The following is a 26,102-nucleotide window of genomic DNA, read 5'->3' as shown; positions in this document are numbered from 1 at the left end:
CACGGCGTTCCGCGTTTGGCGCGAACTTTGCTGAGATGGTCGTCAGTGGGTCCGCTGCTACCCGTGGTTCGCCCATCGATGGTCCGTGGCTTCGCCACGCGTCATCCAGGCCGAGGGGCGGCAAGGGCAACCTTGCCGCCCCCACCTGCGCATGAGCATACCCGAGACCCTCGATGGCGCGTCGGGCGGAATCCTCCTGCTGTGCGACCATGCGTCCAACGTGGTTCCCGCAGGCGTAGACCTTGGAATTTCACCGGTTATTCTCGACAAGCATGTCGGCTTTGACATCGGAACCGCCCCGCTGACGAGGGCATTGTCCCACGTGCTCGGGGCGCCGGCTGTACTGGCGACGGTATCGCGGCTGGTCATCGATCTTCACCGCCAGCCCGATCATCCCGGGCTGATCCCGCAAGTCAGCGACGGCCATCCCATTCCCGGCAACGTCGAGATCGACCGAGACGACCGGATCGCGCGGTTTTACAGGCCGTATCACCGCGTGCTGGACGAGACCATTAGAGCCGTGAAACCGACGCTGTTGGCCGCGATCCATAGCTTCACCCCGCAACTGGAAGCCGGTGAGAATCCGTTACGCCCATGGGATATCGGGATTCTATCCAACCGCGATCGGCGCGCCGCCGATACTGCATTGCCCTTGTTACGTGAGCTTGGCCTCGTCGTTGGCGATAATGAACCCTACTCGGGCCGCCTGCTCAACGCGACGTTGAACCGGCATGGCGAGGGTCGGGGAATCCCTGGCATTGCGATCGAAATCCGCAACGATTTGCTGTCTGACGAAGCCGGCGTCCAGCGCTGGACCGACATTCTGGCGCCAATCCTCCTCGAAATACGTAATAGACTTGCGCGAGAGGGGCGTCTCGCGACATAGGCGCGCGCATGACACGCACTTTCGACAAATCGAAGCTCCCCAGCCGTCACGTTTCGGTCGGGCCCGAGCGCAGCCCGCACCGTAGCTATTATTACGCGATGGGGATCGCCGAAGAGGACATCGCCAAGCCGTTCGTCGCCCTGGCGAGTGCCGGTAACAATTCGGCACCGTGCAACACGACGCTGGATTCGCAAGCGGATGCCGCCCAGGCGGGGGTCATCAGCGGTGGCGGAATGCCGCGTCGGTTCAACACGATCACCGTTACCGACGGGATCGCGATGGGCCATCAGGGCATGAAGTCCTCGCTGGTCAGTCGAGAAGTCATCGCCGACTCGGTCGAGCTGTCGGTCCGCGGCCATTGCTATGATGCGCTGGTCGGCTTTGCCGGGTGCGACAAGTCGCTGCCCGGGATGATGATGGCGATGCTGCGGCTCAACGTGCCGAGCATCTTTGTTTACGGCGGGTCGATCCTTCCGGGGCGTTTCCACGACAAGGACGTCACCGTCGTCGACGTATTCGAGGCGGTCGGCAAATATGCTGCTGGCGGTTGTCCGCTGCAGGAACTGATCGAGCTCGAGAAAGTCGCCTGCCCCGGCCACGGTGCATGCGGCGGCCAGTTCACCGCGAACACGATGGCGTGCGTCGGCGAGGCAATCGGGCTTTCGCTCCCCAACTCCAACATGATGCCCGCGCCGTATCGCGGCCGCGACGAGATTGCGATCGCTGCGGGCGAGCAAGTGATGGCGCTGATCGAAGCCAACATCAGGCCGCGGGACATCTGTACCCGCGAAGCCTTCGTCAACGCAGCGCGCGTCGTCGCGGCGACTGGCGGCTCGACCAACGCTGCGTTGCATTTGCCGGCGATGGCTAGCGAAGCGGGGATCGCGTTCGACCTGTTCGACGTTGCTGAAGCCTTTAAATCAACGCCTTACATCGCAGACCTCAAGCCAGGCGGGAAGTATGTCGCCAAGGATATGTACGAGGCCGGCGGCGTGTACATGCTGATGAAGACGATGCTTGCGGGTGGATTCCTGGACGGCAACTGCCTCACGGTGACTGGTAAGACGCTCGGCGAGAACATTGATCAGGTCACGTGGAACCCCGATCAAAAGGTGATTTACGACGTCAAGACGCCGCTGTCGCCAACCGGTGGTGTCGTCGGCCTGCGTGGTTCGCTTGCGCCCGATGGCGCGATTGTCAAGGTCGCGGGGATGCATCGGCTCCAGTTCGAAGGTCCGGCGCGGGTGTTCGACTGCGAGGAGGATTGTTTCGCTGCGGTGGAGGCGCGCGCCATCAACGAGGGCGAAGTGATCGTCATTCGCTACGAAGGGCCGAAAGGTGGTCCCGGGATGCGCGAGATGTTGTCGACCACGGCGGCCCTGTACGGGCTCGGACTTGGCGAGAAGGTCGCACTGATTACCGACGGCCGGTTTTCGGGTGGGACGCGCGGGTTCTGCATCGGGCATGTTGGTCCCGAGGCGGCAGAAGGCGGTCCGATTGCGTTGGTGCAAGATGGCGACACGATCCGAATCGATGCCGAGGACGGGACGATCGACCTCGACGTCGCGCCGGAAACCCTCGCGGTGCGCAAGGCCGACTGGGTGGCGCGGATCAACGATTACCAGTCTGGCGCGTTGTGGCGCTATTCGCAGACGGTCGGTCCTGCCTATAAGGGTGCGGTAACGCATCCTGGAGCAGCAACCGAACGTCATGTTTACGCGGACATCTAAGTCGGTCTGTACGCTGCTGATGGCGCTGGCGGTGTCATTGGGGGCGTGTGGCCAGCAGCCGATCCCGGAAAGCGAAGCCCCGAAAGGCGACCCCATCGCCTGTTCGGAAGCCGGGGTCGGTCTTGCGGCAACTTGTACCCTTGAAGTGATGCAAACCCGCGAGGGGCTGGCCCTCACCGTGCGTCATGCGGATGGCGCGTTCCGCCGGATGATCGTGCCTAGGGACGGCCATGGTGTCGTTGCCGCCGATGGCGCGGAACCGGCGGTCTTGCGCGTGTTGAACGCCGTGGCAATAGAGGTCGCGATTGGCCGGAACCGGTATCGTCTGCCGTCGAAGATCAAGGGCGTAAGGCTCATCGAATGACCCCGATCGACGGAACCTCCATTCTGAGCGCCGCAGAAATGCGGCGTGCCGAGGCGAGGGCGATGGTCGACGAGGTTACCGTAGACAGTCTGATGCATGCCGCTGGCGTGGCAGTGGCGAAGGCAGTTCGGCGCCTAGCGGGGGAGTCGGAGATTCTCGTCGCCTGCGGAGCCGGGAACAACGGCGGCGATGGGTACGTTGCGGCGCTCGCATTACGCGACATGGGCTTAGCGGTTCGGGTCGCAGCCTTGGCCGATCCGAGCAGTGATGCAGCAATTGCCGCTCGCGCGCACTGGCGTGGTCCGGTCGAGCCATTGAATGTGGCGGCGCCCGCGCCCGTCTTGCTCGATGCCGTGTTCGGCACGGGTCTTACCCGACCGGTCGATCCGGATCTTGCTGAGAAAATGGCGCGGCTTTCCAGCCCGGCGCGCCTCGTCATTGCGGTCGACCTGCCAAGTGGCGTTGATACCGATACAGGTGCAGTGCTCGGGGCGGCGACGGTCGCGGACGTGACACTGGCCTTGGGTAACGTGAAACCAGCGCATCTGCTGGTGCCCGCAGCCACGCATTGCGGGAAAATACTTTTATTAGACATAGGTCTAGGGCCGCAATCCGATACGAAGTGGCAAGTTGTCCAGCGTCCCACGTTTCTCCAAGCGCCGGGAGCTGCAGCACACAAATACACGCGTGGCATGGTCGCGGTCATTGCAGGCGCGATGCCTGGCGCCGCAGAGCTCTCAGCGGAGGCGGCGTTGCGCGCCGGGGCAGGGTATGTGCTGCTGCTGGGGGAAACACGAACGACAGTGCCGCATGCGATCGTACGGCGACCGTATGAACCGGATGCGCTTGGCGACGTTCGGATCGGTACAATCGTGATCGGTCCCGGGCTTGGCCGCGATGCCGCGGCTGGAGCGATGCTGGACCGGGCGCTCGACGTCGACACTGCGCTGATCATCGACGGTGATGCCCTGCAGTTGATCGATAAACGGCGTATGGCGTCAATCCGCCGCCGTACCGCGCCGACAATACTGACACCCCACGCTGGCGAGTTCGATGCCGTATTCGGGGCCAGCGACACCCCGCGGATCAAGCAGGCGACGGCTGCGGCGCAAACCGCAAAGGCAATCGTCGTGCTGAAAGGAGCGAGCACGATCATCGCCGGGCCGAATGGTGCTGCGATCGTGACCCAACCCGCAAACAGCTGGCTTTCGACGGCAGGAACGGGAGACGTGCTGACTGGGGCAATTGCTGCAATGGTTGCCGCGAAAGATCTTGCAGCCGTTCGGATGATCGATCGCGTCGCCGCTGGCGTATGGCTCCACTCGGAGGCGGCGCGACGGTTGTCCGGTCCTTTCCTCGCCGATGATCTTGCGCACGGGCTCGGTGCCGCTAGGGCGTCGATATGACCGATACGATCGTGAAAGTAGCCGCACGCGGCGATGGCGTGACCGGCGACGGCCGTCATGCAAAATTTGCCGCGCCAGGCGACCGATTGACGGCAGACAATGTCGTCGAGCCTGGGCCGCATCATCAAATACCACCTTGCGGGCATTTTCCAGTGTGCGGCGGTTGCCAGCTCCAACATCTCGACGACGAGAGCTATGCCGTTTTCCTTGTCGATCGGATCGCGGGGGCGTTGGCAGCGCATGCCTTAGTGACCGATATTCGGCAACCGATGCTATCGCCGCCCCAAACACGGCGCCGTGCGACGTTGCACGCAGAGGTTAAGGGCGGAACGATCAAGCTGGGGTTCAGTGCGGCGGCAAGCCACGAGATCGTGGACTTGAAGGAATGCCATGTCCTCACGCCTGCGCTCTTCCAGATGCTGGCACCGTTACGGAAGCTCTTGTCGAAGTCTTTGAAGGGACGGGCGCGGGTCCATCTGACCGAGATCGATCAGGGCATAGACGTGCTGATAGAAGGGACGCTCGCGGAAAGTCTTGCCGTTGCCGAAGCGTTAACCCGATTTTGTGCTGATCACGCGATAGCGCGGCTGGCGGTGGACGATGGTCTCGGGCCTGAAACCCGTTGGGAACCCGAGGGCGGTACGATCACGTTTGGCGGCGTTCCTGTGCCGTTTCCCCCGGCGTCGTTTCTTCAGGCTACGCGCGAAGGACAGGAAAGCCTGATCGCTTCGGTCCGCGAGGCGGTTGGAACGGTGCGCGGAGCGACCGCCGACTTGTTCGCCGGACTTGGCACATTCGCGCTTTCTCTGTCGGGAAAGGTTTATGCAGCCGAGGCCGGTCGCGACGTGATCCTTGCGCTTCAGGCCGGAGCCAGTCGCGCCGGGCGAACGCTCTTTACCGAGCATCGCGACCTTTTCCGCCGACCGTTGACAAGCGCGGAATGCTCGCGCTTCGCCGCCGTCGTACTGGATCCGCCGCGGGCAGGCGCACGGGAGCAGGTTGCTCAACTGGCCGCGTCGACCGTACCTGTAATTGCTTATGTATCCTGCAATCCGAGTAGCTTCGCCCGGGACGCGGAAACGTTGTGCAAAGGTGGGTACCGACTGGAATGGATCCAGCCCATCGGACAATTCCGGTGGTCGACGCATACCGAGTTGGCTGCGCTGTTTCGGCGGTGACGTCGGTCTAGAGTTTCTCGGCGAGCCATATTCCGGCGTCATCGCAGCTTGGGTCGGCGGTCATATGCGCGATCAGGCGCAGCCCGCTATCGGCGATCGCGTCGGAGTAATTCGTCGCTTCGAGGTCGAATCGGTATGGCGACCCGTCGCGATAGTCCTTTCTGCTTGGGTCGAGATCCGCAGGCGCATTGAAGAGCATACGGCCTTCAGGCTTGAGCCAGGCGGCAGCACGGCGCGCCATGACTGCGCGGTCATCATGGCTGAGCCAGGTCAGCGAATTCCACGCGATTACCGCATCGAAAGTTCGATCGATCGCTACCGTCCGCATGTCCGCCTTGATCCACTGGCCTCGGGGGAAGCGGGTGGTTGCCAGCGCGATGACCGATCCTGCGGCATCAACCCCCGTGAGGGCGAAGCCACGATCCATCAAATATCGCGCAATCGGCTGTCCGTCGCCGCAACCCAAGTCGAGGATAGTGCTTCCCGTCGCCAACGGAGCGACGAGACGGTCGATCCACGCTTTGCCGACGAAGCTGCCCGCGGGTGCGTTATCCGTCATGAGTTTTTGGGAACCGGTATGCAAAATAACCGTTTAGTTGGTGGGAGTAGCGGATGTCGGTTTGCGACATCACCTAGAACCGAAAGGATAAGTGCCATGGGCGAACTCATCGACAAGATCAAAGGCAACGTCAACGAGGCCGTTGGCAAGGTTAAGCAGGAAAGCAACAATCCTGAGACGCAGGCAGACGGCGCAGCACAGGAAGCCAAGGGCAAGGCCCAGCAGCTGGGTGGCAAGGTCAAGGGCGCGCTCGGCGACGACATCTGATTAGATCGTTGTAAGTTGCGTGGGCCGCTCCGGGAAACCGGGGCGGCCTTGCTATGTCTAGAGCATGCCTCCGGACGTGATCACCCGTACGTCGGTTTTGAGGTGAAGAACCCTGACCCCAGTCTGCGCCATGGCGCGTCCAAGGGCCGGGGCGAACGAACCGGTCGTTTCGACAGTTTCCGCCCAACAACCGTACGCGCGGCCCAAGGCTGCGAAATCCGGATTATTCAACGTTGTCCCGCTGATACGAGAGGGAAATGCGCGTTCCTGATGCATTCGAATCGTACCGTAGGCGGCGTTGTCGACGATTATGACCAGCATGTCGGCTTTATGGGCAACCGCGGTCGCGAGTTCCTGACCGTTCATCAGAAAGCAGCCGTCCCCCGCAAGCGCGACAACCATCCGGCCAGGATATCGCAGTGCGGCGGCGGTGGCGGCCGGGACGCCGTAACCCATGGCACCGGCAGTTGGCGCCAGCTGGGTCCCAGGTCCGTCATACCGCCAATAGCGATGCCACCAGCCTGAGTAGTTTCCCGCGCCGTTGCATATGATGCTGTCGGCGGGCAGCTGCGCGCGCATCTCGGCGACGCACGGTCCCAAATCGAGCGTTACGTCAGGTCGTGGCAACGGTGTCGACCACGCAAGATACGCATCGTGCGCTTCGGTACCGTCCCGCGGTCGGCAAGTAATCGAGTGAAGCGCCTCGGCGAACGATCCCATGTCCGCGCAAATCGCGAGATCGGTACGGTAGGTCTGGCCCAGTTCAGTCGCATCCGGGTGAACGTGCACGAGCCGCTGGCCAACGTGGTCCGGCGTGACGAGCGTGTAACCGTCCGTCGTGGCCTCCCCCAGTCGCGGGCCGACGACGAGCAGCAAGTCAGCCTCTCGAACTCGCTTTACGAGGGCGGGGTTGGGCCCATATCCAAGGTTGCCGGCCCAGACCGGCGACGTATTGGGCAGCGCATCCTGACGACGAAATGCGGCAGCAACCGGAAGTGCGCTCCGTTCCGCCCAAATGCCGAAGGATTCGGCAGCTCGCGCGCTCCACCCAGCGCCGCCGATGATGGCAAGTGGCTGCTGTGCCTCCTCCAGCATTTCTGCCAAGACATGGAGCTGAAACGGGTCACAAGCCTGTACGACTGGCGCAACCCTTGGACGGTCTACAGTTTCGACGACGTCGAGCAGCATGTCTTCGGGCAACGCCAAGACGACAGGTCCAGGACGACCAGACATAGCAACGGCGAAAGCCCGGGCAACATACTCGGGAATACGGCGAGCATCATCGATCTTGGCCGCCCATTTCGCGATCGGCGCGAACATCGTCGGAAAGTCGATTTCCTGAAAGGCCTCGCGATCCCGCGTGCCGCGGTCGACATCGCCAATGAACAAGATCATCGGTTGCGAATCCTGCATGGCGACGTGAACGCCGATCGACGCGTTGGTAGCGCCCGGACCACGGGTCACGAACGCAATGCCCGGTCGCCCGGTCAAGGCGCCATCTGCGCACGCCATGAACGCCACGCCACCTTCCTGCCGGCAAACGGTAAGGTCGATCTGCGGTGAATCGTACAACGCATCCAGAACCGCGAGAAAACTTTCCCCCGGTACGGTGAAGATGCGGTCACACCCCTGCGCCAGAAGATTGTCGACCAAAATCCGGCCACCGGTGCGAGGAGAAAGCGATGTCATGGCGTGATCTTAGCGATGCTTCGTCAGCAGCGCAAAAGGGCCGTGACGGTCGCCGGGGAGCCCCTTGCTCGGGCTTCATATTGTCCCGTCAGACGGAACGTTGGTTGCAGATGATCCAAAACTTTTGTGGTCAGCATGCGCCGGGCGATGCCCCAACAGAAGGGTGGGCTTCGGCGCGACCGCGAAGACCCACCCGACCGGTTTAGTGCGCCTTCGCGACGCCTTGTTCTTCCATGAGCGAAGCCAATTCGCCGCTCTCGTACATTTCCATCATGATGTCGGACCCGCCCACAAATTCACCCTTTACATAGAGCTGCGGGATCGTAGGCCAGTCAGAGAAAGCTTTGATGCCCTGACGGATGCCTTGGTCCTGCAAAACGTCGACACTGTCGAACTCGACGCCGACATGGTTGAGGATTGCGATCGCACGGCTCGAAAAGCCGCACTGCGGGAAGAGGGGGCTGCCCTTCATGAACAGCACAACGTCGGACTTGCCGACTATCTCGGCGATACGGGTGTGGGATTCGTCGGTCATCATCATTACTCCTGAACAGGAACGGCAGTGGAGAGCTGCAGTGCATGGAGCACGCCCCCCATGCGATCGCCCAACGCGGCGTAAACGGCGCGCTGTTGCTTCAACCGCGGCATGCCGCGGAAACTTTCTGCGGTGACACGTGCGGCCCAATGGTCGCCGTCGCCCGCGAGATCGGTCATCTCGACTCGAGCATCGGGAATACCGGCGACGATCAGCGCTTCAATTTCGTCAGCAGACATTGGCATCATTCGGATCCCATCAACTGGCGACGTGCCTCGATCGTCTTCTCTTCGATCGTGCGACGAATGGTGGCTTCGTCGATCGCGATATTAGCGGCGGTCAGATCGCTGACCAGCTTGCGGATAACGTCTTCGTCGCCGGCTTCCTCAAAATCAGCCTGGACGACCGCGGTCGCATAGGCGTCAGCCTCCTCCTTGGTCAGCCGCATCTCCGCAGCCGCCCAATGCCCCAGCAAGCGGTTGCGCCGGGCGATGATGCGGAAAGCCATCTCTTCGTCACGTGCAAATTTGGTTTCGAATGCGCGCTCGCGATCGTCGAAGCTGCTCATGTGACGTTGGTCCCCGGAAACGGTAAGAAATGATGTAACGGAGATAGGGGCAGCGTCGCGCTGGTGCAACGCATCGCTGTCGGAACGTTCGTCGTGCAAAACCGGGTCGGAGAATCATCGGAGTTCGGTTAGGGCTTTCTAGGCATGGCATCTTCTCCCCCGAAACGTCCCCTGTTCGAGCGGCTCGGTGCACCGGCCGACTCTGCCCACGCCACACGGTCGCTGCCGGAAGCGCATCGCAGCGTGAAGGTTTGGGAGTCGGGAGACCCAAAGCGGTCGCGCTTCCGGCAGTGGCTGGCGTTCGCGGGCCCGGGTTTTCTCGTTTCGGTCGGCTATATGGATCCCGGCAATTGGGGCACCGATCTCGCCGGGGGCAGTCAGTTCGGCTATACGCTGCTGTGGGTCATTCTCGCATCGAACCTAATGGCTATTTTCCTTCAGGTGTTGTGCGCGCGGCTTGGGATCGTCACCGGTCGCGACCTCGCTCAATCCTGTCGGGACTATTACGCACGTCCCGTAGGGATTGCCCTATGGTTGCTGTGCGAGATTGCAATCATCGCGTGCGACTTGGCGGAAGTGATCGGGTCTGCGGTCGCGCTCAACTTGCTGTTGGGGTTGCCGCTGGTGTGGGGGGTGGTCCTGACCGGTCTCGATGTCTTGCTCTTGCTGTTGCTGGTCAACCGCGGGTTTCGCAAGATCGAGGCAATCATCATCGTTCTGGTGGCGACCATCGGGCTGTGTTTTGCGTACACGATCGTGCTGGCCAAACCGGACTGGAACGCAGTCGTGTTGGGGGCGGTGACGCCCGCGATACCTAATACCGCGGCGCTGTTGATCGCCTTGGGGATTCTCGGCGCGACGGTCATGCCGCACAATCTGTATCTGCACTCGTCGATCGTCCAGACCCGCGCATTCGGCGCGGGGAAACGCGACGTCAAAGCGGCTCTGGCGTTCAACACGATCGACACCATTCATTCTCGCGCTGGGCATGGCGTTTTTCGTCAACGCGGCGATCCTGATACTGGCTGCAGCGGTCTTCTGGCGGAACGGTATGGTCGTGTCCGAATTGCAGGAAGCGCATCAGTTGCTTCGTCCGGCGCTGGGTGGTGCCGCGGCAACTGCTTTTGCGCTGGCCCTGCTTGCCTCGGGTCAATCCAGTACCATCACCGGGACACTGGCGGGGCAAATCGTGATGGAGGGTTTTCTCAACATCAGGGTGGCCCCGTGGCTGCGACGTCTGGTGACGCGTGGACTGGCGATCATTCCGGCCCTGATCGTCATTTCCGCGACGGGCGGGAAAGATACGGTGGAATTGCTGGTCGTGAGCCAGGTCGTGCTGTCGATGCAGCTCCCGTTCGCGATCTTCCCGCTGATGATGGTGACGAGCAGCCCGGTGCGGATGGGGGAATATGCCAATCCGCTGTGGGTCAAGCTCGTGGGTTTCACGATCTGCACTGCGATCGCTGGGCTCAACGTCTACCTGCTGTGGGAGACGATCGGGCCGATCTGGGTGGGATTGATCGGTGCCGCGATACTCGGATTCGCTGGCTACGTGCGGTTCGTCTACCGCCCGACCTGAGCCGGCCGAAAGAATTTTCGAATGCGGAAGTGTTGCGATACCGTGGGACGAGCGGATGCCCGTCCCACGTGTCGCTGCTATTATGCGACCGTAACCACGAGTTTGCCGATCGCTCCCCGCGCGGCCATTTTCGCGATTGCCTTGCCACCGTCCTCGAACGCGAACGTCTCGGTTACGCGTGGCGCGATCTTGCCATCCTGCCAAAGCCGGAAAAGACGGTCGATATGAGCTCGGTTTGCCTTGGGGTCGCGTGCCGCAAATGCTCCCCAGAACACGCCGCAGACGTCGCAGCTTTTGAGCAGGGTCAGGTTGAGCGGCAGTTTCGGGATGCCGGCGGGAAAGCCGACCACGAGGTAACGGCCCTCCCAGCCGATCGAGCGGAGAGCGGGCTCGGCGTAATCCCCCCCGACCGGATCGTAGATCACGTCGTAGCCGCCTGCGCCGCCCGCCGCCTTGAATTGCTCGGCGAGCGCCTTGGACTGATCCTTGTCGAACGGTGCCCGGGCGTAGATGATCGTTGCGTCGGCACCGGCATCGCGGGCGGCCTGCGCCTTTTCCTCCGACGAAACCGCCGCGACCACGCGTGCGCCGAACGCCTTGCCCAGTTCGATCGCAGCGAGCCCGACTCCGCCGGCCGCGCCGAGGACGAGCAGGCTTTGCCCCTCAGCCAGGCGGCCGCGATCGATCAGGGCATGGATGGTGGTGCCATAGGTCAGCAGTAGCGACGCGCCCTCGGCGAAGCTGCGCCCTTCCGGGAGCGCGAACAAGCTGGCCGCAGGCAGAGCGACTTTTTCGACCAGCCCGCCCGAGCCGGTGGTCGCAATCACGCGGTCGCCAGGTTTCCAGTCGGTAACACCAGGGCCGACACTCTCTACGACACCAGCAATTTCGCTGCCAGGCGCGAACGGGCGAGGTGGCTTGAACTGATACTTGTCCTCGATGATCAGGACGTCGGGGTAGTTGATCGAGCACGCCTTGACCGCGACCACCACCTGACCCGATGCCGCCACGGGATCGGGCAGCGTGTCCATGATTAGCGTTTCAGGTCCGCCCGGCGCTTTCGACAAGAGTGCTCGCATCCGCCCGTTCTCCGCTCATCCACGGCCGGTGTTCGCTTACCCCGGCTTCGTATTTCGAAATCGCGGTATCTCTTGCCAGTGTCAGGCCGATCTCGTCCAGCCCTTCCATCAGGCACTGTCGGCGGAAGGCATCGAGCTCGAACGAAAAGCGGTCCTGATACGGTGTCGTGACGGTCATCGTTTCCAGATCGATCGTCACGGGTTGATCCTGTGCGACTTCCAAAAGCCGATCGATCGCCGCCTGCGGCAAAACCACGGCGACAATTCCGTTCTTGAACGCGTTGCCGGAAAAAATATCGGAAAAGCTTGGTGCAACCACGGCGGTGATCCCCAGGTCGGCAAGCGCCCACGCCGCATGTTCCCGACTCGATCCGCAGCCAAAATTGTCGCCAGCGATCAGGATCGGGGCGCCGTGGTAACGGGGATCATCGAAAATGTTGCCGGGTTTAGCGCGCACTGTCTCAAACGCGCCCTTGCCGAGGCCTTCGCGCGTCACCGTCTTCAACCAGTGCGCCGGAATGATGACGTCGGTATCGACATTTTTCTGGCCCCACGGGTAGGCCGTGCCGGAAACTTGCGTGACGGGCTGCATCGCTTAATCCTATGGTCTGTCGCGTCAGGCGGGCGCACCGGAGCCGGGGAAAACGGCACCAGTCTGCACAGGGGTCACCGGTCTTTGGCGGCAATCGCGTCGTTCGCGCTGGTGCGCGCAGTTGCGGCGTAAGCGGCGATGCCGCTTGCCAATGTGCCCATCACCAACAAAATCAGAACACGCTTCATGGTTTGTCCCCCCTTACGCCGTTACAAATTCGCGCACGTCACTCAATCGCCCGGTAACGGCGGCTGCCGCCGCCATGGCCGGCGACACCAGATGCGTGCGCGCACCCGGCCCTTGACGCCCTACGAAATTGCGGTTCGAAGTTGAAGCGCAGCGGAGACCAGGCGGTACTTTATCGGGGTTCATTGCAAGGCACATCGAACATCCCGGTTCGCGCCATTCAAAACCGGCTGACACAAAAATGCGGTCGAGACCCTCTGCCTCCGCCTGACGCTTGACCAGTCCGGAGCCTGGAACGACCAGCGCATGGACGCCATCCGCAACGTGCCGACCTTTGGCGACTTGAGCCGCAGCTCGCAAATCCTCGATGCGGCTGTTCGTGCAACTGCCGATAAACACGTAATCGATCCCGACGTCCTGCATCGCCGTGCCCGCCGTCAACCCCATGTACTCGAGCGATTTGCGGGCCGCGTCGCGCTTTGCCGGATCGGCGAAGCTATCGGGGTCGGGAACGGTGCCCGTGATCGCGACGACGTCCTCCGGGCTCGTACCCCACGTCAGCAACGGGGCGATGTTGGTCGCGTCTAGCGTGACCGTGCGGTCATAGCGCGCGCCGGGGTCGGTCGGCAGCGTACGCCAATAGGCGACCGCGCGATCCCAATCATCGCCCTTCGGGGCCATTGGTTTGCCTTTAAGATACGTGAACGTCGTATCGTCCGGGGCAATCAGACCCGCGCGGGCGCCCCCTTCGATCGACATGTTGGCAACCGTCAGTCGGCCCTCGATCGACATCTCCCGGATGATCGACCCGGTATACTCAAGCACATGGCCCGTTCCGCCCGCAGCGCCGATCTTGCCGATGATCGCGAGGATGACATCCTTAGGTGTGATCCCGAAGCCGAGCGTGCCGTCGACGCGGATCTCCATCGTCTTCGATTGGCTCAGCAAGAGGGTCTGGGTTGCGAGAACGTGTTCGACCTCGCTCGTCCCGATCCCGAAGGCGAGCGCACCGAGCGCGCCATGCGCCGAGGTATGGCTGTCGCCGCATACCAATGTCGTGCCGGGAAGGGTGAAGCCTTGCTCCGGGCCGACGACATGGACGATCCCTTGCGCCGCTGCGATCGCGTCGATGTAATCGATGCCGAACTCGCGCGTGTTGCGCTCGAGCGCATCGAGCTGCTGTACGCTTTCGGGATCCGCGATTGGCAGGCGCGCGCCGCTGGCATCGCGACGCGGCGTGGTCGGGAGGTTGTGGTCCGGAACCGCGAGCGTGAGATCGGGGCGACGGACGCTTCGTCCGTTAGCGCGCAGACCGGCAAACGCTTGCGGGCTCGTAACTTCATGGACGAGGTGGCGGTCGATATAGATCAGGCAGGTCCCATCGTCGCGGCGTTCGACCACGTGATCGGCCCAAATCTTTTCGTACAAAGTCAGGGGTTGGCTGGACATGTTGCGCGCTTTAACTGAAAAATGCGTGAATGCAATGTTACGCACCGCGTTTGTTGCGCAGTGGCTACGTCATTTTGTCGACGTCGAGCGCCTGACCGTAGCCCCGCGAAGGTGGTACTACAGGACGTAGTAAGCGGTCGTTTTGCTCGCGATCTCGTCGTTGCTTACGCCGGGTGCGGTTTCCACCAGTTTGAATGGAGACTTGTGATCCACGCGTTGGAACACGGCCAGATCGGTAATGATCATATCGACCACGTTCTTACCGGTCAGCGGCAGGGTGCAGCCGGGAATGAACTTGGGGTCGCCGTTCTTGGACGTATGCTCCATTACGACGATGATCTTCTTGACGCCCGCGACGAGATCCATCGCGCCGCCCATGCCCTTGATCATCTTGCCCGGGATCATCCAGTTGGCGATGTCGCCATTCTCGGCGACTTCCATCGCGCCAAGGACGGTCAGGTCGATGTGGCCGCCACGGATCATCGCGAAGCTATCGGACGAGCTGAAATAGGCGCTTTGCGGCAATTCGCTGATCGTCTGCTTGCCAGCATTGATAAGGTCCGCATCTTCTTCGCCCGCGAGCGGGAAGGGGCCGATCCCGAGCATTCCGTTCTCGGATTGCAGTGTCACCTCCACACCCGGCGGAATGTGGTTGGCGACCAGCGTGGGAATGCCGATGCCGAGATTGACGTAGAACCCGTCCTGCAGCTCCTGCGCAGCGCGGGCGGCCATTTGGTCCCGGGTCCAGCCTTTTGCCTGATCGGCCATCACTTGTCTCCTGCGGGCGGGGCCCAGCGTTTGTCGTGCGGGAAAACGTCGTCGAAGCTGCCCTTGAGCGCGCTGCCGTACACCGGGTTTGGCAGGATGAACCAGCCGGCCCCGAATTTGGCTGCAATTGGCTCGCGCTGGACAGCGGCGCGCCGCGCGGGCGGAGTGAGGGCAGTGTTGAACAGGTCGCTGAAATCGCCGAGCTGGTCTCCGCCCATCGCGACCACGCAGAACTTGGCCGCGATCGTGGCGCGGCGGCCATCCTTGCGGCTGCCCATTGCATCGTCGCCTGCGAGGTAGAGCGTTTCGCCATGCACCGCCGGCCCGAGCCCGGCGCGCTCGATCGTCGCGCGGGTTACGTCGGCATGGGCTGCCGAGCGATTGGTGTTGAATATCACGGTCACGCCCAAGCGGCGGAGCGCGTCGAGCGCCTGTACTGCGCCGGGTTGTGGGGCGACCTTGTCGAGGTCGGTCAGCTCCCAGGCGTCCCATGTCTTTTGGTCATACGGCGCCGGGTGTGCGGCGTCGTTCGCCTCGAAGCCGAGGTTGAGGAGAACGGTTTCGTCGACGTCGAAGACGGCGGCCTTTGGCTTGTTGCCGCAGGGCACCCATTTGGGTGCGGCGAGCGTGGCGTCGGGGGCGAGGACGGCGGAGTCGGTCGGGGCTTTTGCAACTTCCCCCGCGGCGAATTGCGTCAGCTGTTGCCAGGTCTGGAGCGCTTGCGCTGCGGCTTCGCCCGAGCCGTAGAGATATTGCATCCCGGGTGGGACAGCGGGGCTGCTTAGCGGCGCGACCGCGACGGGCGGCGTCGTCGTCGTGCAGGCTGAGAGCGCCAGTGTAGCCAGTATCAAGCCCCTCCCCTTCAGGGGAGGGGGTGGGGCTGTGCCTCGCAGAGAGTCGGGTCTTGTTGGACTTCCCCACCCCAGCCCAGCGCCGGGTCGGTCATGCTCCCAGCATGACCTGAACAGCGCGGGGCGCTGTTCACCCGGCGCTCCTGAAGGGGAGGGGCTAAATGAAAGCCCCTTCTTCACGCGGCCTCACGGACGGTGCGGAATTCAATCTTCTTGTCATACGGCGCGCCGAGCACGAGGCGCTGCACATATACGCCCGCCAAGTGGATCGCGTCTGGATCGAGCGCACCGACGGGCACGATTTCCTCGACCTCGGCGACGCAGACCTTGCCAGCCGTCGCCATCGGTTGGTTGAAATTGCGCGCGGTCTTGCGGAAGATCAGGTTACCGCTCTCGTCCGCCTTCCACGCCTTGATGATCGCGAGATCGGCGCGGATGCCGCGTTCAAGGATATAGTCCTCCCCGTCGAAGCTCTTCACTTCCTTGCCCTCGGCGACGAGCGTGCCGACGCCCGTCTTGGTGTAGAAGCCGGGGATACCCGCGCCACCTGCGCGGCACCGCTCGGCCAGCGTCCCTTGCGGACAGAATTCGACCTCTAGTTCGCCCGCCAGATATTGCCGTTCGAATTCCTTGTTCTCGCCGACGTAGCTCGAGATCATCTTCTTGATCTGGCGGGTGCGGAGCAGCTTGCCCAGGCCCTCGCCGTCGATCCCAGCGTTGTTGCTTGCGATCGTCAGGTCCTTGGTGCCGGCGTCGCGGATCGCATCGATCAGGCGTTCGGGAATGCCGCAAAGGCCGAAGCCGCCCGCGCAGATCATCATGCCGTCGTGGAGCACCCCTTCCAGGGCGGCGGCGGCATTGGGATAGATCTTGCGCATGAACGGTCCTTTCGGAGGATGTGCCCCGATTAGAGCGGGGTGAGGCGGAGGGTCAACCCGCGTGGAGAGCTCAGACCTGCGCGCCGACCAGATGGCCGATCCCGGCCGTCACCGCCATCGCCAGCGCGCCCCAGAACAGCACGCGCAGCGCGCCGCGCCCGAGCGGTGCGCCCCCGATCCGCGCACCGGTCGCGCCGAGCAAAGCGAGCAAAACCAGCGTTGTCATGACGACCGCCTCGATCAAGGCGGTGCCGCGGAACAGGAACGCCATCAGCACGGGGAAAATCGCCCCCAGCGCGAAGCTTGCGGCGGACGCCAGCGCAGCCTGTACCGGACGCGCCTCCATCACCTCGTGGATGCCCAGTTCGTCCCGCATGTGCGCGCCGAGCGCATCGTGCGCCATCAGTTGCTGCGCGACCTGGAGCGACAGGGCGGCATCGAGCCCGCGGTGGCGGTAGATCGCCGCGAGTTCGCGCGTCTCGGCCTTGGGATCGTCATCGATTTCGGCGGCTTCCCGGCGGCGATCGGCGGCTTCTGTGTCGGATTGCGAACTGACCGAGACATATTCCCCCGCCGCCATCGACATCGCCCCGGCGACCAGCCCGGCGACGCCCGTCAGTACGACTTCGGAGGGCGCCCGCGCGGCGGCGGCGACGCCGACGATCAGGCTGGCGGTCGACAGAATTCCGTCGTTGGCGCCGAGGACGGCGGCGCGGAGCCAGCCGACGCGCTGGACGAGGTGCTTTTCGGGGGGGCGGATCATGTCCGGGGCGTAGCGCGGTTGGCGGTGGCAAGCCAGACGCTTGGGACGGCGCGTCGACGGCAAAAGTCGCGAAGGTTGCCTACAGCGCCCGCGGTACGGCTCTTGACTACGGATGTAATCGATACGATTACAGCTGTAATCAGTACGGAGGCGACTCGAATGCCAGAGAAGATCAGCGATGCCGAGCATACCGTCATGGAAGTGCTGTGGGACGAAAGCCCGCTGACCGCGCAAGACGTGGCCGAGCGGATTCCCGCGACGCGCGACTGGACCGCCAATACCGTCAAGACCTTGCTGGGCCGGTTGCTTGCGAAAAACATCATTGCGCATGAAGCGGATGGCCGACGCTATTTGTACCGGCCGCTGGTGCAGCGTACGGATTATGTCGCAGGCGAATCAAAACGCTTGATCGACCGGTTGTTCGGCGGGAAACTGACCCCGCTGGTCGCGCATCTTGCCGAACGCGATGAACTGACCGCGCAGGATATCGCGGAGATCGAGGTTCTGTTGAAGGGACTGAAGGGATGATCGGGCCGGTCGGAGCAAGCTGGGCAATCGAGGCGCTGATCGCGTCGAGCGTCCTGATGATCGTGGTGCTGGTGTTGCGCGAACCCGTGCGGCGCGCGTTCGGGGCCAATGTCGCTTATGCGTTGTGGGCACTGCCGGTGCTACGACTTGTCCTGCCGCCGCTGCCGGCCGCGTGGACCGCCGCAGCACACGTCCTAATGCCGCAAGCGGCCGTCGTTCCGCTGCACTTTAACGCCGATACGGTCGGTTTGCTGCTGGCCGAACACAGCGCACAGGCCACATCGGCGGCGGGCAGCGCGTGGATCCTGCCGATGATCGCGCTGGTGTGGCTGGTCGGGGCCGGCGGTTTTTTTGTGTGGCATGCGCTGTCGCATCGCCGGTTCTGCAACCGGATGCTGTCGAGCGTGTCGCAACAGATCGAGCTGGACGGCGTCCGCGTGATCGAAAGCGATGCGGCGAGCGGCCCGCTCGCCTTCGGGGTGGTGCGGCGGTACGTCGCTTTCCCGCGCGATTTCGCGGCACGGTATGAGCCCGAGGAACGCGATTTGGCGCTCGCGCATGAGCTTGGCCATCATGCGCGCGGCGATCTGATCGCGAACTGGATCGCGCTCGGCGTGCTCGCGGTCCATTGGTTCAATCCGGTCGCGTGGCGCGCCTTTCGCGCGTTTCGCGCCGACCAGGAAATCGCCAACGACGCGCGGGTGCTCGCGGGGATGAACCCGATGCGCCGCCACACCTATGCCTGCGCGATCGTCAAGGCCGCGCATCCGGCGCTGTATGGCACCGTCGCCGCGACCTGCCATCTCAACACCGTCGACGACCTCAAGCGGCGGCTGCGGATGCTGACGACGCGGCGCACCTCGCGGCTCCGGCTCGCGGGCGGCGGCGCGCTGATCGCGGTGCTGACGCTCGGCGGGCTCGGCCTGACCGCCTCGGGCAGTGCGGCAGCGGCGCGGGTTCGCTCCGACGTGGAACGCGCGACCGGCGTGGACATCGCTGCGCTCGTGCCGCCATCCGCACCGGACACCCCGCAATATCCGGATGCAGCACTCCCAACCGTGCCGCCGACCCCCGAAACGCCGGAAACGCCCGACGTCCCCGGCGAAGTGGTAGCGGCACGCCCGGCGATCGCTGCGCCCGAAACCCGTCCGGACCAGAGCTGGGCCGCGCAGCCGCCCCAAGCCCCGCAGGCACCGCACGTTCCCGTTCCGCCGCCTGTGTGGGAGGGGAAGGGGGGAACCACCGTCGTCACAGTCGACGAGAACGGCAAACGCGTGGTGCGGCACGGCAAGTACGTAAAGCTCGGTCGCGACGGTCAGTCGACGCTGATCCAGCAGGACGGCACGGTCGTGCACCTGCCGGCGCCACCCGCGATCCCGGCGGTGCCGAAGGTTCCCGAAGTCCGCTCGATGGCGTGCGGTACGCGGGGCGATCCCCGCCGGATGACGCTCGAGGAAGAACGGGGCGGCCGTCGGCAGATCACGGTGTGCACCGATCGGATTGCGGCAGCCGAGGCGCGGGGGGCTGCGGCGGCGGCAAGGGGCGCGCAACTGGCAATGAACGGGCGTCTGATGGAACAGCGCGCGTATCGCCAGGCACTCGACGGGTTGCGGACGGCGCGGGCGCGGATGCTCGTCAACCGCAACGTGCCAACCGAGGCGCGGCGGTCCGCGCTGGATGCGATGAATACGTCAATTGCGGAACTCGAAAGCAACGTAGCGCGCGCGCGGTGATCCGATCCATCCCCGGAGGCGTTGCCTCCGGGCATGGAGATTGCGCGCAACCGGAGGCGTGCTCCGGGGAAGCTGAGGGCTTCGAACAGTTGCGCGCCGCCTCTGCCGTGTCCCAAGAGGCAGGACGACTGGCGCTTCCCGAGCGGGACGCGGTTTTCCTGCGGAGGCAGGAACCCAGCCAGGCAATCCAACCCTGCGCGGCGCGTGTGACTCCTGGGCTCTTGCCTTCGCAGGAGAACGGACAGCGGTTCGCCGGAGGTCTCGCCCCCACGGGGAGCCGCAAGGGCTGCAGGCGGAGGCGCTTTCGCCGGGGCCGCACGCGGCGCGGGGTTGCGCGCCACGCCGCGAGCCGCCATTTCGATGCGATGAGCGAGCAACAGACCGGGGTGCCCGAACAGCGCGAACCTCTTGTGGCACGCGTGCTGGCGCCGAACCCGTCGCCTTTCACCTATACCGGGACGCAAGTGCATCTGGTCGGGACGACCGACCTTGCGATCATCGACCCCGGACCCGACGACCCCGCGCATATCGCCGCGCTGGTCGCGGCGATTGCGGGGCGGCGCGTCACCGCGATCGTGGCGACGCATACCCACCGCGACCATAGCCCGGCGACGCGTCCGCTCGCCGCGATCACCGGCGCGCCGATCATCGGCTGCGCACCGCTGACGTTGCAAGATCTCGGGCCGCGCGCGGATGCGGCGTTCGACACGGAATATGTGCCCGATCGCGTGCTGCGCGAAGGCGAAAGCATCAGTGGGGAAGGCTGGACGCTGACCGCGATTCCGACGCCGGGCCACACCTCCAACCACCTCGCCTTTGCCTTGCCCGAGACGAAGGCGTTGTTCTCGGGGGATCATGTCATGGGCTGGTCGACGAGCATCGTCTCCCCGCCTGACGGCGACATGGGCGCCTATATGGCGAGCCTCGAGAAGCTGCTCCCGCGCGACGACCGGATCTATTATCCGGGGCATGGGGACCCGATCGAGAGCCCGCAGCGGTTGGTGCGTGGGATGCTCGGGCATCGCAAGCAGCGCGAAGGACAAGTCCTGCGGATGCTGCGCACCGCGCCCGAGACGGTCCCGGCAATGGTCGGGCGAATGTATGTCGGGATCGACCCGCGGCTGTTCCCCGCCGCCGAACGCTCGGTCCTCGCGCATCTGATCGATCTGGCGCAGCGCGGGCAGGTTCGGTCGGCGGGCGACGTGTGGAGCGTGGTGGCATGAGCTTTCTAGGGAAATTCGCGGGCGCGCTGGCGCTGCTCGCGCTGTTCGTGCTCGCGCTGTTCTGGGGCCTTGGGGCGATGGTCGAGCACAAGCTGGCTGGCCCCGACCCGGTGACGATCGTGAGTGGATCGTTGCAGGGGCTGCGCGAGCAGAACCGGCTTTCCGCCTTTGCGGCGCGCTATGTCGCGGTGTCCACCTCGACCCAGTCACAATATGGCCTGACGAGCCAGAAGACGCTGATCATGCCCGGCAATGTCGAATATCGCGTCGACATGGCGAAGCTGACCGCGCGCGACGTGACGTGGGACGCCAAGACCCGGACGCTGGGCGTGACGCTCCCGCCGATCGAGGTTTCCCCGCCGCAGATCGACCTGACGCAAATCCGCGAATATGGCGAGGGTGGTCTGCTGTCCGCGATCAGCGACGCGGACGCCAGATTGCAGGCGGCGAACCGGGCCGCCGGGCAGCGCGAATTGATTCGCCAGGCGCATGAGCCGGTGCCGATGAAGCTCGCGCGCGATGCGACCCGCCGCGCGGTGGAGCGAAGCTTCGCGCTGCCGTTGAGCGCCGCTGGCCTGGACGCGACCGTGAAGGTGCGTTTCGCCGACGAGGCGCACGACAATAGCGAAGTTTGGGACACCACGCGCTCGATCGCGGAGGTGCTGGGTAACCGCCGCTAATCATGGGTGTACCGTGATGGGTTGATCGCCGCCGCCGCCGGGGCCATGTGCAGCGCTGTAAAGGCGGGAGGATGCTCATGGACGCACGCGGTGGTATTGGCGGAACGTTGACGGGTCTCGACCTGCGTGCGGAGATCGACCGGTTGCGCAAGGATCGCAACGCGGTGATTCTGGCGCATTATTATCAGAAGCCCGAAATTCAGGACCTGGCGGATTTTGTCGGGGACAGTCTGGACCTGTCGAAGAAGGCGGCGGCGACCGATGCCGACGTCATCGCGTTCTGCGGCGTGCGCTTCATGGCGGAAACCGCGAAGATCCTCAGCCCCGAGAAGATCGTCGTGCTCCCCGATCTGGATGCCGGGTGCAGCCTGGAGGACAGTTGCCCGCCCGACCAGTTCGCCGCGTTCCGTGCCGCACATCCCGATCACATCGCGCTGACCTACATCAACTGCTCGACCGAGGTGAAGGCGCTGTCGGACGTGATCGTCACGTCGTCGTCGGCCGAGAAGATCCTCAGCCAGATCCCGCTCGACCAGAAGATCATCTTCGGGCCGGACAAGAACCTCGGCGGGTATCTCGCGCGCAAGACCGGGCGCGAAATGCTGCTGTGGCCGGGCGTGTGCATCGTGCACGAGGCGTTCAGCGAGACCGAGTTGCTCAAGCTGCAACTGCAGCATCCGGGCGCGCCGGTCGCGGCGCATCCCGAATGCCCGCCGTACATCCTCGATCATGCCGATTATGTCGGGTCGACCAGCGGGATCCTCGCGTTTGCGGATACGATGCCAGGCGATACGCTGATCGTCGCGACCGAGCCGCATATCATCCACCAGATGGAGAAAGCGGCGCCGCTCAAGAACTTCATCGGGGCGCCGGGGGCGGACGGCAACTGCAATTGCAACATCTGCCCGTACATGGCGCTCAACACGATGGAAAAGCTGTACGTCGCGCTTCGCGACCTCAGTCCGCGGATCGAGATCGAAGAAGGTCTGCGGCTGCGCGCGAAGAAGAGCCTCGACGCAATGCTCGCGATGGCGAGCGGGACGGTCGGGATGGGCGACCTTGGCCCGCTGCGCGTATCGGGGGACTGACTCGCGCGGCCTCTGGGAACGGTTCGGTCAGGGCAGGGGCAGGTGCAGGTAGCGCGGGTTGAAATCGCTCGCGTCGCGCAAGCCGGCCCAGTCGATGATCCGGATCTGGCGGCGGTCCCGCTCGATCAGCCCGCGTTGTGCAAGCCCTTTAAGCACGCGGTTGACGTGGACCGCCGTCAATCCGACGGCGTCGCCGAGCTGTTCCTGCGTCATCGGAAGATAGTCCGACTGGTCCCGCGGAACCCCGGCGACGGCGCGTCGCAGCGAGAATTCGCAAAGCAGATGGCCGACTCGCGTGTGCGCATCCCGTCGCCCGATGTTGACGATCCATTCGCGTAATCGTGAGGATTCGGTGAGCGTGATCCGCCATAGTACCCGCGCAATCGCGGGGCGCGTCGAGGCGAGATCCCGGAGCGCCTGAATGTCGACGTGGACCACTTCCGCACGCGTGAGCGCCTGGGCGTTATGATCGGATTCGTCGAACCACAGGTTTTGTAAATCGACAAAATCGCCCGGAATCTGGAGCGATATGACTTGGCGGGCGCCGGTTCTGGTCAACCGTTGGCAGTAGGTGAATCCCGACAGGATAAACGCGCAATGCAGCGGCTTCTCCCCATCGCGCACGATGTAAGCGGATGCGTCAATCTGGCGCGTCGTCAGGAGCAATTCGCGAATCGCGGCATGATCGGTTGGATCAAGTGTTCCGTAGCGCGAAAGTTGGGTAATCAACACGTCATGTACCGAGGGATCTGTCATTACGTCCCAGTAGGAAAAATGAGGTTTAAACTGTAAGCAATTTAAGTTTACGTAGTTGTTACAACAGCTTTCGACAATGCCAAACCAAATGCACTATTTAATGAAGGCTGCCGCTCCGCATGAAAACATGCGTTTGGTACCGCGTGATTATCGAATGTTAAATACCGTCCGTCAGCCGCTCGGGATCGTGCTGCGGGTGCGATACAACGGTGTGGGATACGGCGTGATTTTCAGGCTGACCGGCACGGCCGTTTTGGCTACGCAAGGGTATGACCGACCATTCCTTTACGCTCGACGGCTTCGACCTCGGCACTTTTGTCGCGGCCACGCTGGCTGAAGACATGGGCGACGCGGGGGACATCACCGCGCAGGCGGTAATCCCGGCGGACGCGCGCTTCACCGGGGTGATGGACAGCCGCGAGGCGATCGTCGTCGCGGGGCTGCCGATCGCCGAAGCGGTGTTCCGCGCGCTCGATCCGGGCGTGACGATCGAACGGTTGGTCGAGGATGGCGACCGGGTCGCGGCGGGGAGCGACGTGCTGCGCCTGTCGGGCAACGCCCGCGCATTGCTCACCGCGGAGCGCTCCGCGCTCAACACGGTGCAACATCTGTCGGGGATCGCGACACTGACGCGGACCTATGTCGATGCGATCGCGGGGACGGGCGCGACTTTGCTCGACACGCGCAAGACCATTCCGGGGCTCCGGCGGCTCGAGAAATACGCGACGCGGATGGGCGGCGCGACCAACCATCGTATGGGGTTGTGGGACGCCGCGATGATCAAGGACAATCACGTCGCGGTCGCGGGCGGGGTTGCCGCCGCGGTGGCGCGGGCGGTGTCGGCGGGGATCGCGCGGATCATCGTCGAAGTCGACACGCTCGACCAGATCGCCCCCGCGCTGGATGCCGGCGCGACGCATCTGCTGCTCGACAACATGGACACCGCGACCCTCGCCCGTGCGGTTGCGCAGGTTGGCGGACGCGTGCCGACCGAGGCCTCCGGCGGGGTGCGGCTCGACACCATTCGCGCGATCGCCGAGACGGGGGTGACCTTCATCAGCGTCGGCAGGCTGACCCAGTCCGCGCCCGCGGTCGACCTGGGGCTGGACTTCACCGCGCAGCCGTAACCGCTGGCGCTGCCACACGATCGCGCTAAGCTGGCCGTCATCGTTTTGGGGGAAACGACTCATGCAACGACCTATCTCCATCGTCTGGTTCGAGCGATGCTATCTCGGTGCCGTCGTCATCGGGCTGATCAACATGGCTCTCTCGTGGGACCAATCAATCGGCCGGCTGGTGGAAAACCCCGGGGCGCGGCAGTTGGGGCCTGGGTTCGCCCTTTCGATGCTGTTGATCGGCACTGCGATCAGCATCGCGATCTCGCTGACGCTGTGGTTCTTCGTGGCGCGGCGCCGCGCGGTCGTCGCGAAGTGGATCGTCACCGCCTTCTTCGCGCTGGTGCTCGTCACGATGCTCAGTGCCGCTGGGACCGGGAAGATGCAGCCTGGCGTCTCGGGCGTGCTTGGGATCGTTGGATTGGTGCTCAACGGAATTGCGGTCTGGCAGATGTTCAAGCCGGACGCGCGCGCATGGTTTGGAGAAACCGCAGCATGAAACTCGTTCTGATCGCCGTCGCGATGCTCGTCGCACCCGGCGTCGCTTTTGCGCAAACCGAGCAGTGCCGCGTTCCTGCGACGCTCCCGCGACCGCATCCCGACGTGGCGACGGAGAGCCAGCCGCAGCGGATCCTCCCGATCGGCGGGTATACGCTCGCGCTCACCTGGGCGCCGGAATATTGCCACTCCAACGCGCGCGACCCGCAAGCGCTCTTCCAGTGCCGTAGCGGCAACCGCTTCGGGTTCACGCTTCACGGGCTGTGGCCCGATGGCGTGGGCAAGGATTGGCCGCAATATTGCGCCGCGACCCCGGTGCTGCCCGCCACCCTGATCCGCCGTACCGTCTGCGCGACGCCCTCGCCGCAACTGATCCAGCATGAATGGGCGAAGCACGGCACGTGCATGGGAATTACGCCCGATGCTTATTTTGCGCGATCGACCGGGCTGTACGGCAAGCTGCGCTTTCCCGACATGCGCGCGATGTCTCGTGGTCCGTTGAACGCCGGACAGATTGCGGCGGCGATGGCGCGCGCCAATCCCGGCCTGCCAGCCGAGGCCGTGCGGGTGACGGTCAACAAGCGCGGGTGGCTGGACGAGCTGTGGCTATGTCTCGACAAGCGCTTTGCGTACGAGCCGTGCCATGCGAACTCTGGCGGCGTGCCCGCTGGGACCGCCGTCAAAATATGGCGGGGGAAAGCCTGAAGCGCCGCGTCGCTTACGCCTGATCGACGACCGCAAGGGCGGGGTGGTGCTTGTCGAGATGGCGCTTGATGATCTTCAAATTGCGCGTGTTCGAGCGGAAGATGAGATCGGGTACCGCGCCGATGAACGGAACGAGCCCCAGCGCAAAGTCGATCCCGACATTGCCGAACATCCGCGCCATCTGCGTCTTGCTCATGCCGAGGTTGCGCGCTTCCCACACGATCCAGCTGCCCATCGCCGCGCCGACGATGTCTCCGCCGATCGGCAGGATGTTGAGCATGAAGTCGAGGCCAACCTTGCGGTTGAGCCCCGGGATGGTGAACAGCCCTTCGAGCAGCCGCTCCATCGCCTCGATCCGCTGGCGCACCGCCGCTGGATCCTTGCTGGCATAGCGCGCAGCCATTTCAGCGATGTGCGGGGAAGACATGCGTGTCGTGTTCTGGACCATA

General features: G+C 63.9%; 28 protein-coding genes and 1 pseudogene. 15 read left to right on the top strand and 14 right to left on the bottom strand.

The genetic code is table 11. The annotated features are described in order from the left end of the window. The first annotated feature begins 151 nt into the window (after nt 1-151). Genes ABIC16_RS13075 through ABIC16_RS13055 form a run of 5 tightly spaced genes read left to right on the top strand, consistent with a single transcriptional unit; the run spans nt 152 to nt 5,564 of the window. Nucleotides 152-886, top strand: coding sequence for an N-formylglutamate amidohydrolase (locus ABIC16_RS13075; protein ID WP_354291432.1), 735 nt, complete (start codon nt 152-154; stop codon nt 884-886). Nucleotides 887-894: 8 nt separating this feature from the next. After that, nucleotides 895-2,616, top strand: a complete 1,722-nt coding sequence (gene ilvD / locus ABIC16_RS13070) for a dihydroxy-acid dehydratase (RefSeq protein WP_354291431.1) — start codon at nt 895-897, stop codon at nt 2,614-2,616. Between the two features lie 19 nt (nt 2,617-2,635). Continuing rightward, entirely contained in the window at nt 2,636-2,980 is a 345-nt protein-coding gene (locus ABIC16_RS13065) for a hypothetical protein (protein ID WP_354291430.1), read from the top strand. Further along, entirely contained in the window at nt 2,977-4,386 is a 1,410-nt protein-coding gene (locus ABIC16_RS13060; RefSeq protein WP_354291429.1) for an NAD(P)H-hydrate dehydratase, read from the top strand. Before ABIC16_RS13065 ends, ABIC16_RS13060 begins: the two co-directional genes overlap by 4 nt. Further along, nucleotides 4,383-5,564: a class I SAM-dependent RNA methyltransferase gene (locus tag ABIC16_RS13055; RefSeq protein WP_277968368.1), complete on the top strand. Its 1,182-nt coding sequence runs from the start codon at nt 4,383-4,385 to the stop codon at nt 5,562-5,564. Before ABIC16_RS13060 ends, ABIC16_RS13055 begins: the two co-directional genes overlap by 4 nt. A 7-nt stretch (nt 5,565-5,571) precedes the next feature. On the opposite strand, the gene ABIC16_RS13050 is transcribed toward ABIC16_RS13055, so the two are convergent. Further along, a complete protein-coding gene (locus tag ABIC16_RS13050; protein ID WP_354291428.1) occupies nt 5,572-6,147 on the bottom strand; it encodes a class I SAM-dependent methyltransferase in 576 nt (191 codons plus the stop codon). 72 nt (nt 6,148-6,219) lie between these two features. Between ABIC16_RS13050 and ABIC16_RS13045 the strand changes: the two genes are divergently transcribed. Continuing rightward, complete coding sequence (locus tag ABIC16_RS13045; RefSeq protein ID WP_277968366.1) at nt 6,220-6,390, top strand: CsbD family protein; 171 nt, start codon at nt 6,220-6,222, stop codon at nt 6,388-6,390. A gap of 57 nt (nt 6,391-6,447) precedes the next feature. Here ABIC16_RS13045 and ABIC16_RS13040 read toward each other — a convergent pair whose 3' ends face one another. From ABIC16_RS13040 to ABIC16_RS13025, 4 genes are all read right to left on the bottom strand, one after another. After that, nucleotides 6,448-8,079 (bottom strand): thiamine pyrophosphate-binding protein, encoded by a 1,632-nt coding sequence (locus ABIC16_RS13040; protein ID WP_354291427.1) that lies wholly within the window; start codon nt 8,077-8,079, stop codon nt 6,448-6,450. A gap of 202 nt (nt 8,080-8,281) precedes the next feature. Then, nucleotides 8,282-8,614: a Grx4 family monothiol glutaredoxin gene (grxD, locus tag ABIC16_RS13035; RefSeq protein ID WP_277968364.1), complete on the bottom strand. Its 333-nt coding sequence runs from the start codon at nt 8,612-8,614 to the stop codon at nt 8,282-8,284. Between the two features lie 5 nt (nt 8,615-8,619). Then, a complete protein-coding gene (locus ABIC16_RS13030) occupies nt 8,620-8,859 on the bottom strand; it encodes a BolA/IbaG family iron-sulfur metabolism protein (RefSeq protein ID WP_354291426.1) in 240 nt (79 codons plus the stop codon). Further along, nucleotides 8,859-9,182 carry a DUF1476 domain-containing protein gene (locus tag ABIC16_RS13025; RefSeq protein ID WP_277968362.1) on the bottom strand — a complete coding sequence of 108 codons (324 nt, stop codon included), beginning with the start codon at nt 9,180-9,182 and terminating at the stop codon, nt 8,859-8,861. The genes ABIC16_RS13030 and ABIC16_RS13025 overlap by 1 nt, the downstream gene beginning before the upstream one ends. Before the next feature lie 144 nt (nt 9,183-9,326). Here ABIC16_RS13025 and ABIC16_RS13020 point away from each other — a divergent pair. Then, nucleotides 9,327-10,761 (top strand): annotated as a pseudogene (locus ABIC16_RS13020) (Nramp family divalent metal transporter). A gap of 80 nt (nt 10,762-10,841) precedes the next feature. Here the strand turns inward: ABIC16_RS13020 and ABIC16_RS13015 are convergent. The 7 genes from ABIC16_RS13015 to ABIC16_RS12985 all read right to left on the bottom strand — a co-directional run bounded on the left by ABIC16_RS13015 (nt 10,842) and on the right by ABIC16_RS12985 (nt 17,327). After that, nucleotides 10,842-11,840 (bottom strand): NADPH:quinone oxidoreductase family protein, encoded by a 999-nt coding sequence (locus ABIC16_RS13015; protein ID WP_354291425.1) that lies wholly within the window; start codon nt 11,838-11,840, stop codon nt 10,842-10,844. After that, nucleotides 11,803-12,432 (bottom strand): 3-isopropylmalate dehydratase small subunit, encoded by a 630-nt coding sequence (gene leuD, locus ABIC16_RS13010; RefSeq protein WP_277968359.1) that lies wholly within the window; start codon nt 12,430-12,432, stop codon nt 11,803-11,805. The genes ABIC16_RS13015 and leuD overlap by 38 nt, the downstream gene beginning before the upstream one ends. Before the next feature lie 201 nt (nt 12,433-12,633). After that, on the bottom strand, nt 12,634-14,067 hold the full coding sequence (leuC, locus tag ABIC16_RS13005) for a 3-isopropylmalate dehydratase large subunit (RefSeq protein WP_354291424.1): 1,434 nt from the start codon (nt 14,065-14,067) through the stop codon (nt 12,634-12,636). Between the two features lie 117 nt (nt 14,068-14,184). Beyond that, complete coding sequence (locus ABIC16_RS13000) at nt 14,185-14,835, bottom strand: CoA transferase subunit B (protein WP_354291423.1); 651 nt, start codon at nt 14,833-14,835, stop codon at nt 14,185-14,187. Further along, nucleotides 14,835-15,686, bottom strand: coding sequence for an HAD family acid phosphatase (locus tag ABIC16_RS12995; RefSeq protein ID WP_354291422.1), 852 nt, complete (start codon nt 15,684-15,686; stop codon nt 14,835-14,837). Before ABIC16_RS12995 ends, ABIC16_RS13000 begins: the two co-directional genes overlap by 1 nt. Nucleotides 15,687-15,862: 176 nt before the next feature. Next, on the bottom strand, nt 15,863-16,564 hold the full coding sequence (locus ABIC16_RS12990; protein WP_354291421.1) for a CoA transferase subunit A: 702 nt from the start codon (nt 16,562-16,564) through the stop codon (nt 15,863-15,865). 70 nt (nt 16,565-16,634) lie between these two features. Then, nucleotides 16,635-17,327: a VIT1/CCC1 transporter family protein gene (locus ABIC16_RS12985; RefSeq protein ID WP_354291420.1), complete on the bottom strand. Its 693-nt coding sequence runs from the start codon at nt 17,325-17,327 to the stop codon at nt 16,635-16,637. A gap of 159 nt (nt 17,328-17,486) precedes the next feature. On the opposite strand from ABIC16_RS12985, the gene ABIC16_RS12980 reads away from it, so the two are divergent. The 5 genes from ABIC16_RS12980 to nadA all read left to right on the top strand — a co-directional run bounded on the left by ABIC16_RS12980 (nt 17,487) and on the right by nadA (nt 22,579). Next, nucleotides 17,487-17,855, top strand: a complete 369-nt coding sequence (locus tag ABIC16_RS12980; RefSeq protein WP_277968353.1) for a BlaI/MecI/CopY family transcriptional regulator — start codon at nt 17,487-17,489, stop codon at nt 17,853-17,855. Continuing rightward, complete coding sequence (locus ABIC16_RS12975) at nt 17,852-19,588, top strand: M56 family metallopeptidase (protein ID WP_354291419.1); 1,737 nt, start codon at nt 17,852-17,854, stop codon at nt 19,586-19,588. The genes ABIC16_RS12980 and ABIC16_RS12975 overlap by 4 nt, the downstream gene beginning before the upstream one ends. A gap of 365 nt (nt 19,589-19,953) precedes the next feature. Then, nucleotides 19,954-20,811, top strand: coding sequence for an MBL fold metallo-hydrolase (locus ABIC16_RS12970; RefSeq protein WP_354291418.1), 858 nt, complete (start codon nt 19,954-19,956; stop codon nt 20,809-20,811). Continuing rightward, the gene (locus ABIC16_RS12965; RefSeq protein WP_354291417.1) at nt 20,808-21,491 is read left to right on the top strand and encodes a DUF4230 domain-containing protein; all 684 of its coding nucleotides are present in this window, start codon (nt 20,808-20,810) and stop codon (nt 21,489-21,491) included. Before ABIC16_RS12970 ends, ABIC16_RS12965 begins: the two co-directional genes overlap by 4 nt. Nucleotides 21,492-21,568: 77 nt before the next feature. Further along, nucleotides 21,569-22,579: a quinolinate synthase NadA gene (nadA, locus tag ABIC16_RS12960; RefSeq protein ID WP_354292323.1), complete on the top strand. Its 1,011-nt coding sequence runs from the start codon at nt 21,569-21,571 to the stop codon at nt 22,577-22,579. Between the two features lie 27 nt (nt 22,580-22,606). Here the strand turns inward: nadA and ABIC16_RS12955 are convergent, their stop codons facing one another. After that, a complete protein-coding gene (locus tag ABIC16_RS12955; protein ID WP_354291416.1) occupies nt 22,607-23,335 on the bottom strand; it encodes a Crp/Fnr family transcriptional regulator in 729 nt (242 codons plus the stop codon). Nucleotides 23,336-23,604: 269 nt separating this feature from the next. Here ABIC16_RS12955 and nadC point away from each other — a divergent pair, with 269 nt between their 5' ends. The 3 genes from nadC to ABIC16_RS12940 all read left to right on the top strand — a co-directional run bounded on the left by nadC (nt 23,605) and on the right by ABIC16_RS12940 (nt 25,653). Continuing rightward, a complete protein-coding gene (gene nadC / locus ABIC16_RS12950) occupies nt 23,605-24,462 on the top strand; it encodes a carboxylating nicotinate-nucleotide diphosphorylase (RefSeq protein ID WP_354291415.1) in 858 nt (285 codons plus the stop codon). Nucleotides 24,463-24,523: 61 nt separating this feature from the next. Next, entirely contained in the window at nt 24,524-24,949 is a 426-nt protein-coding gene (locus ABIC16_RS12945; protein ID WP_277968347.1) for a hypothetical protein, read from the top strand. After that, nucleotides 24,946-25,653: a ribonuclease T2 family protein gene (locus tag ABIC16_RS12940; protein WP_354291414.1), complete on the top strand. Its 708-nt coding sequence runs from the start codon at nt 24,946-24,948 to the stop codon at nt 25,651-25,653. The genes ABIC16_RS12945 and ABIC16_RS12940 overlap by 4 nt, the downstream gene beginning before the upstream one ends. A gap of 13 nt (nt 25,654-25,666) precedes the next feature. On the opposite strand, the gene ABIC16_RS12935 is transcribed toward ABIC16_RS12940, so the two are convergent. Beyond that, nucleotides 25,667-26,080: a DUF4112 domain-containing protein gene (locus ABIC16_RS12935; protein WP_277968345.1), complete on the bottom strand. Its 414-nt coding sequence runs from the start codon at nt 26,078-26,080 to the stop codon at nt 25,667-25,669. Nucleotides 26,081-26,102 lie beyond the last annotated feature (22 nt).

The sequence above is a fragment of the Sphingomonas sp. PvP055 genome, assembly GCF_040546365.1.
In the GTDB taxonomy this organism is placed as follows: Bacteria; Pseudomonadota; Alphaproteobacteria; order Sphingomonadales; family Sphingomonadaceae; genus Sphingomonas; species Sphingomonas echinoides_A.
The sequence above is the reverse complement of the archived record's forward strand: the minus strand, read 5'-3'. Positions and strand labels throughout refer to the sequence as shown.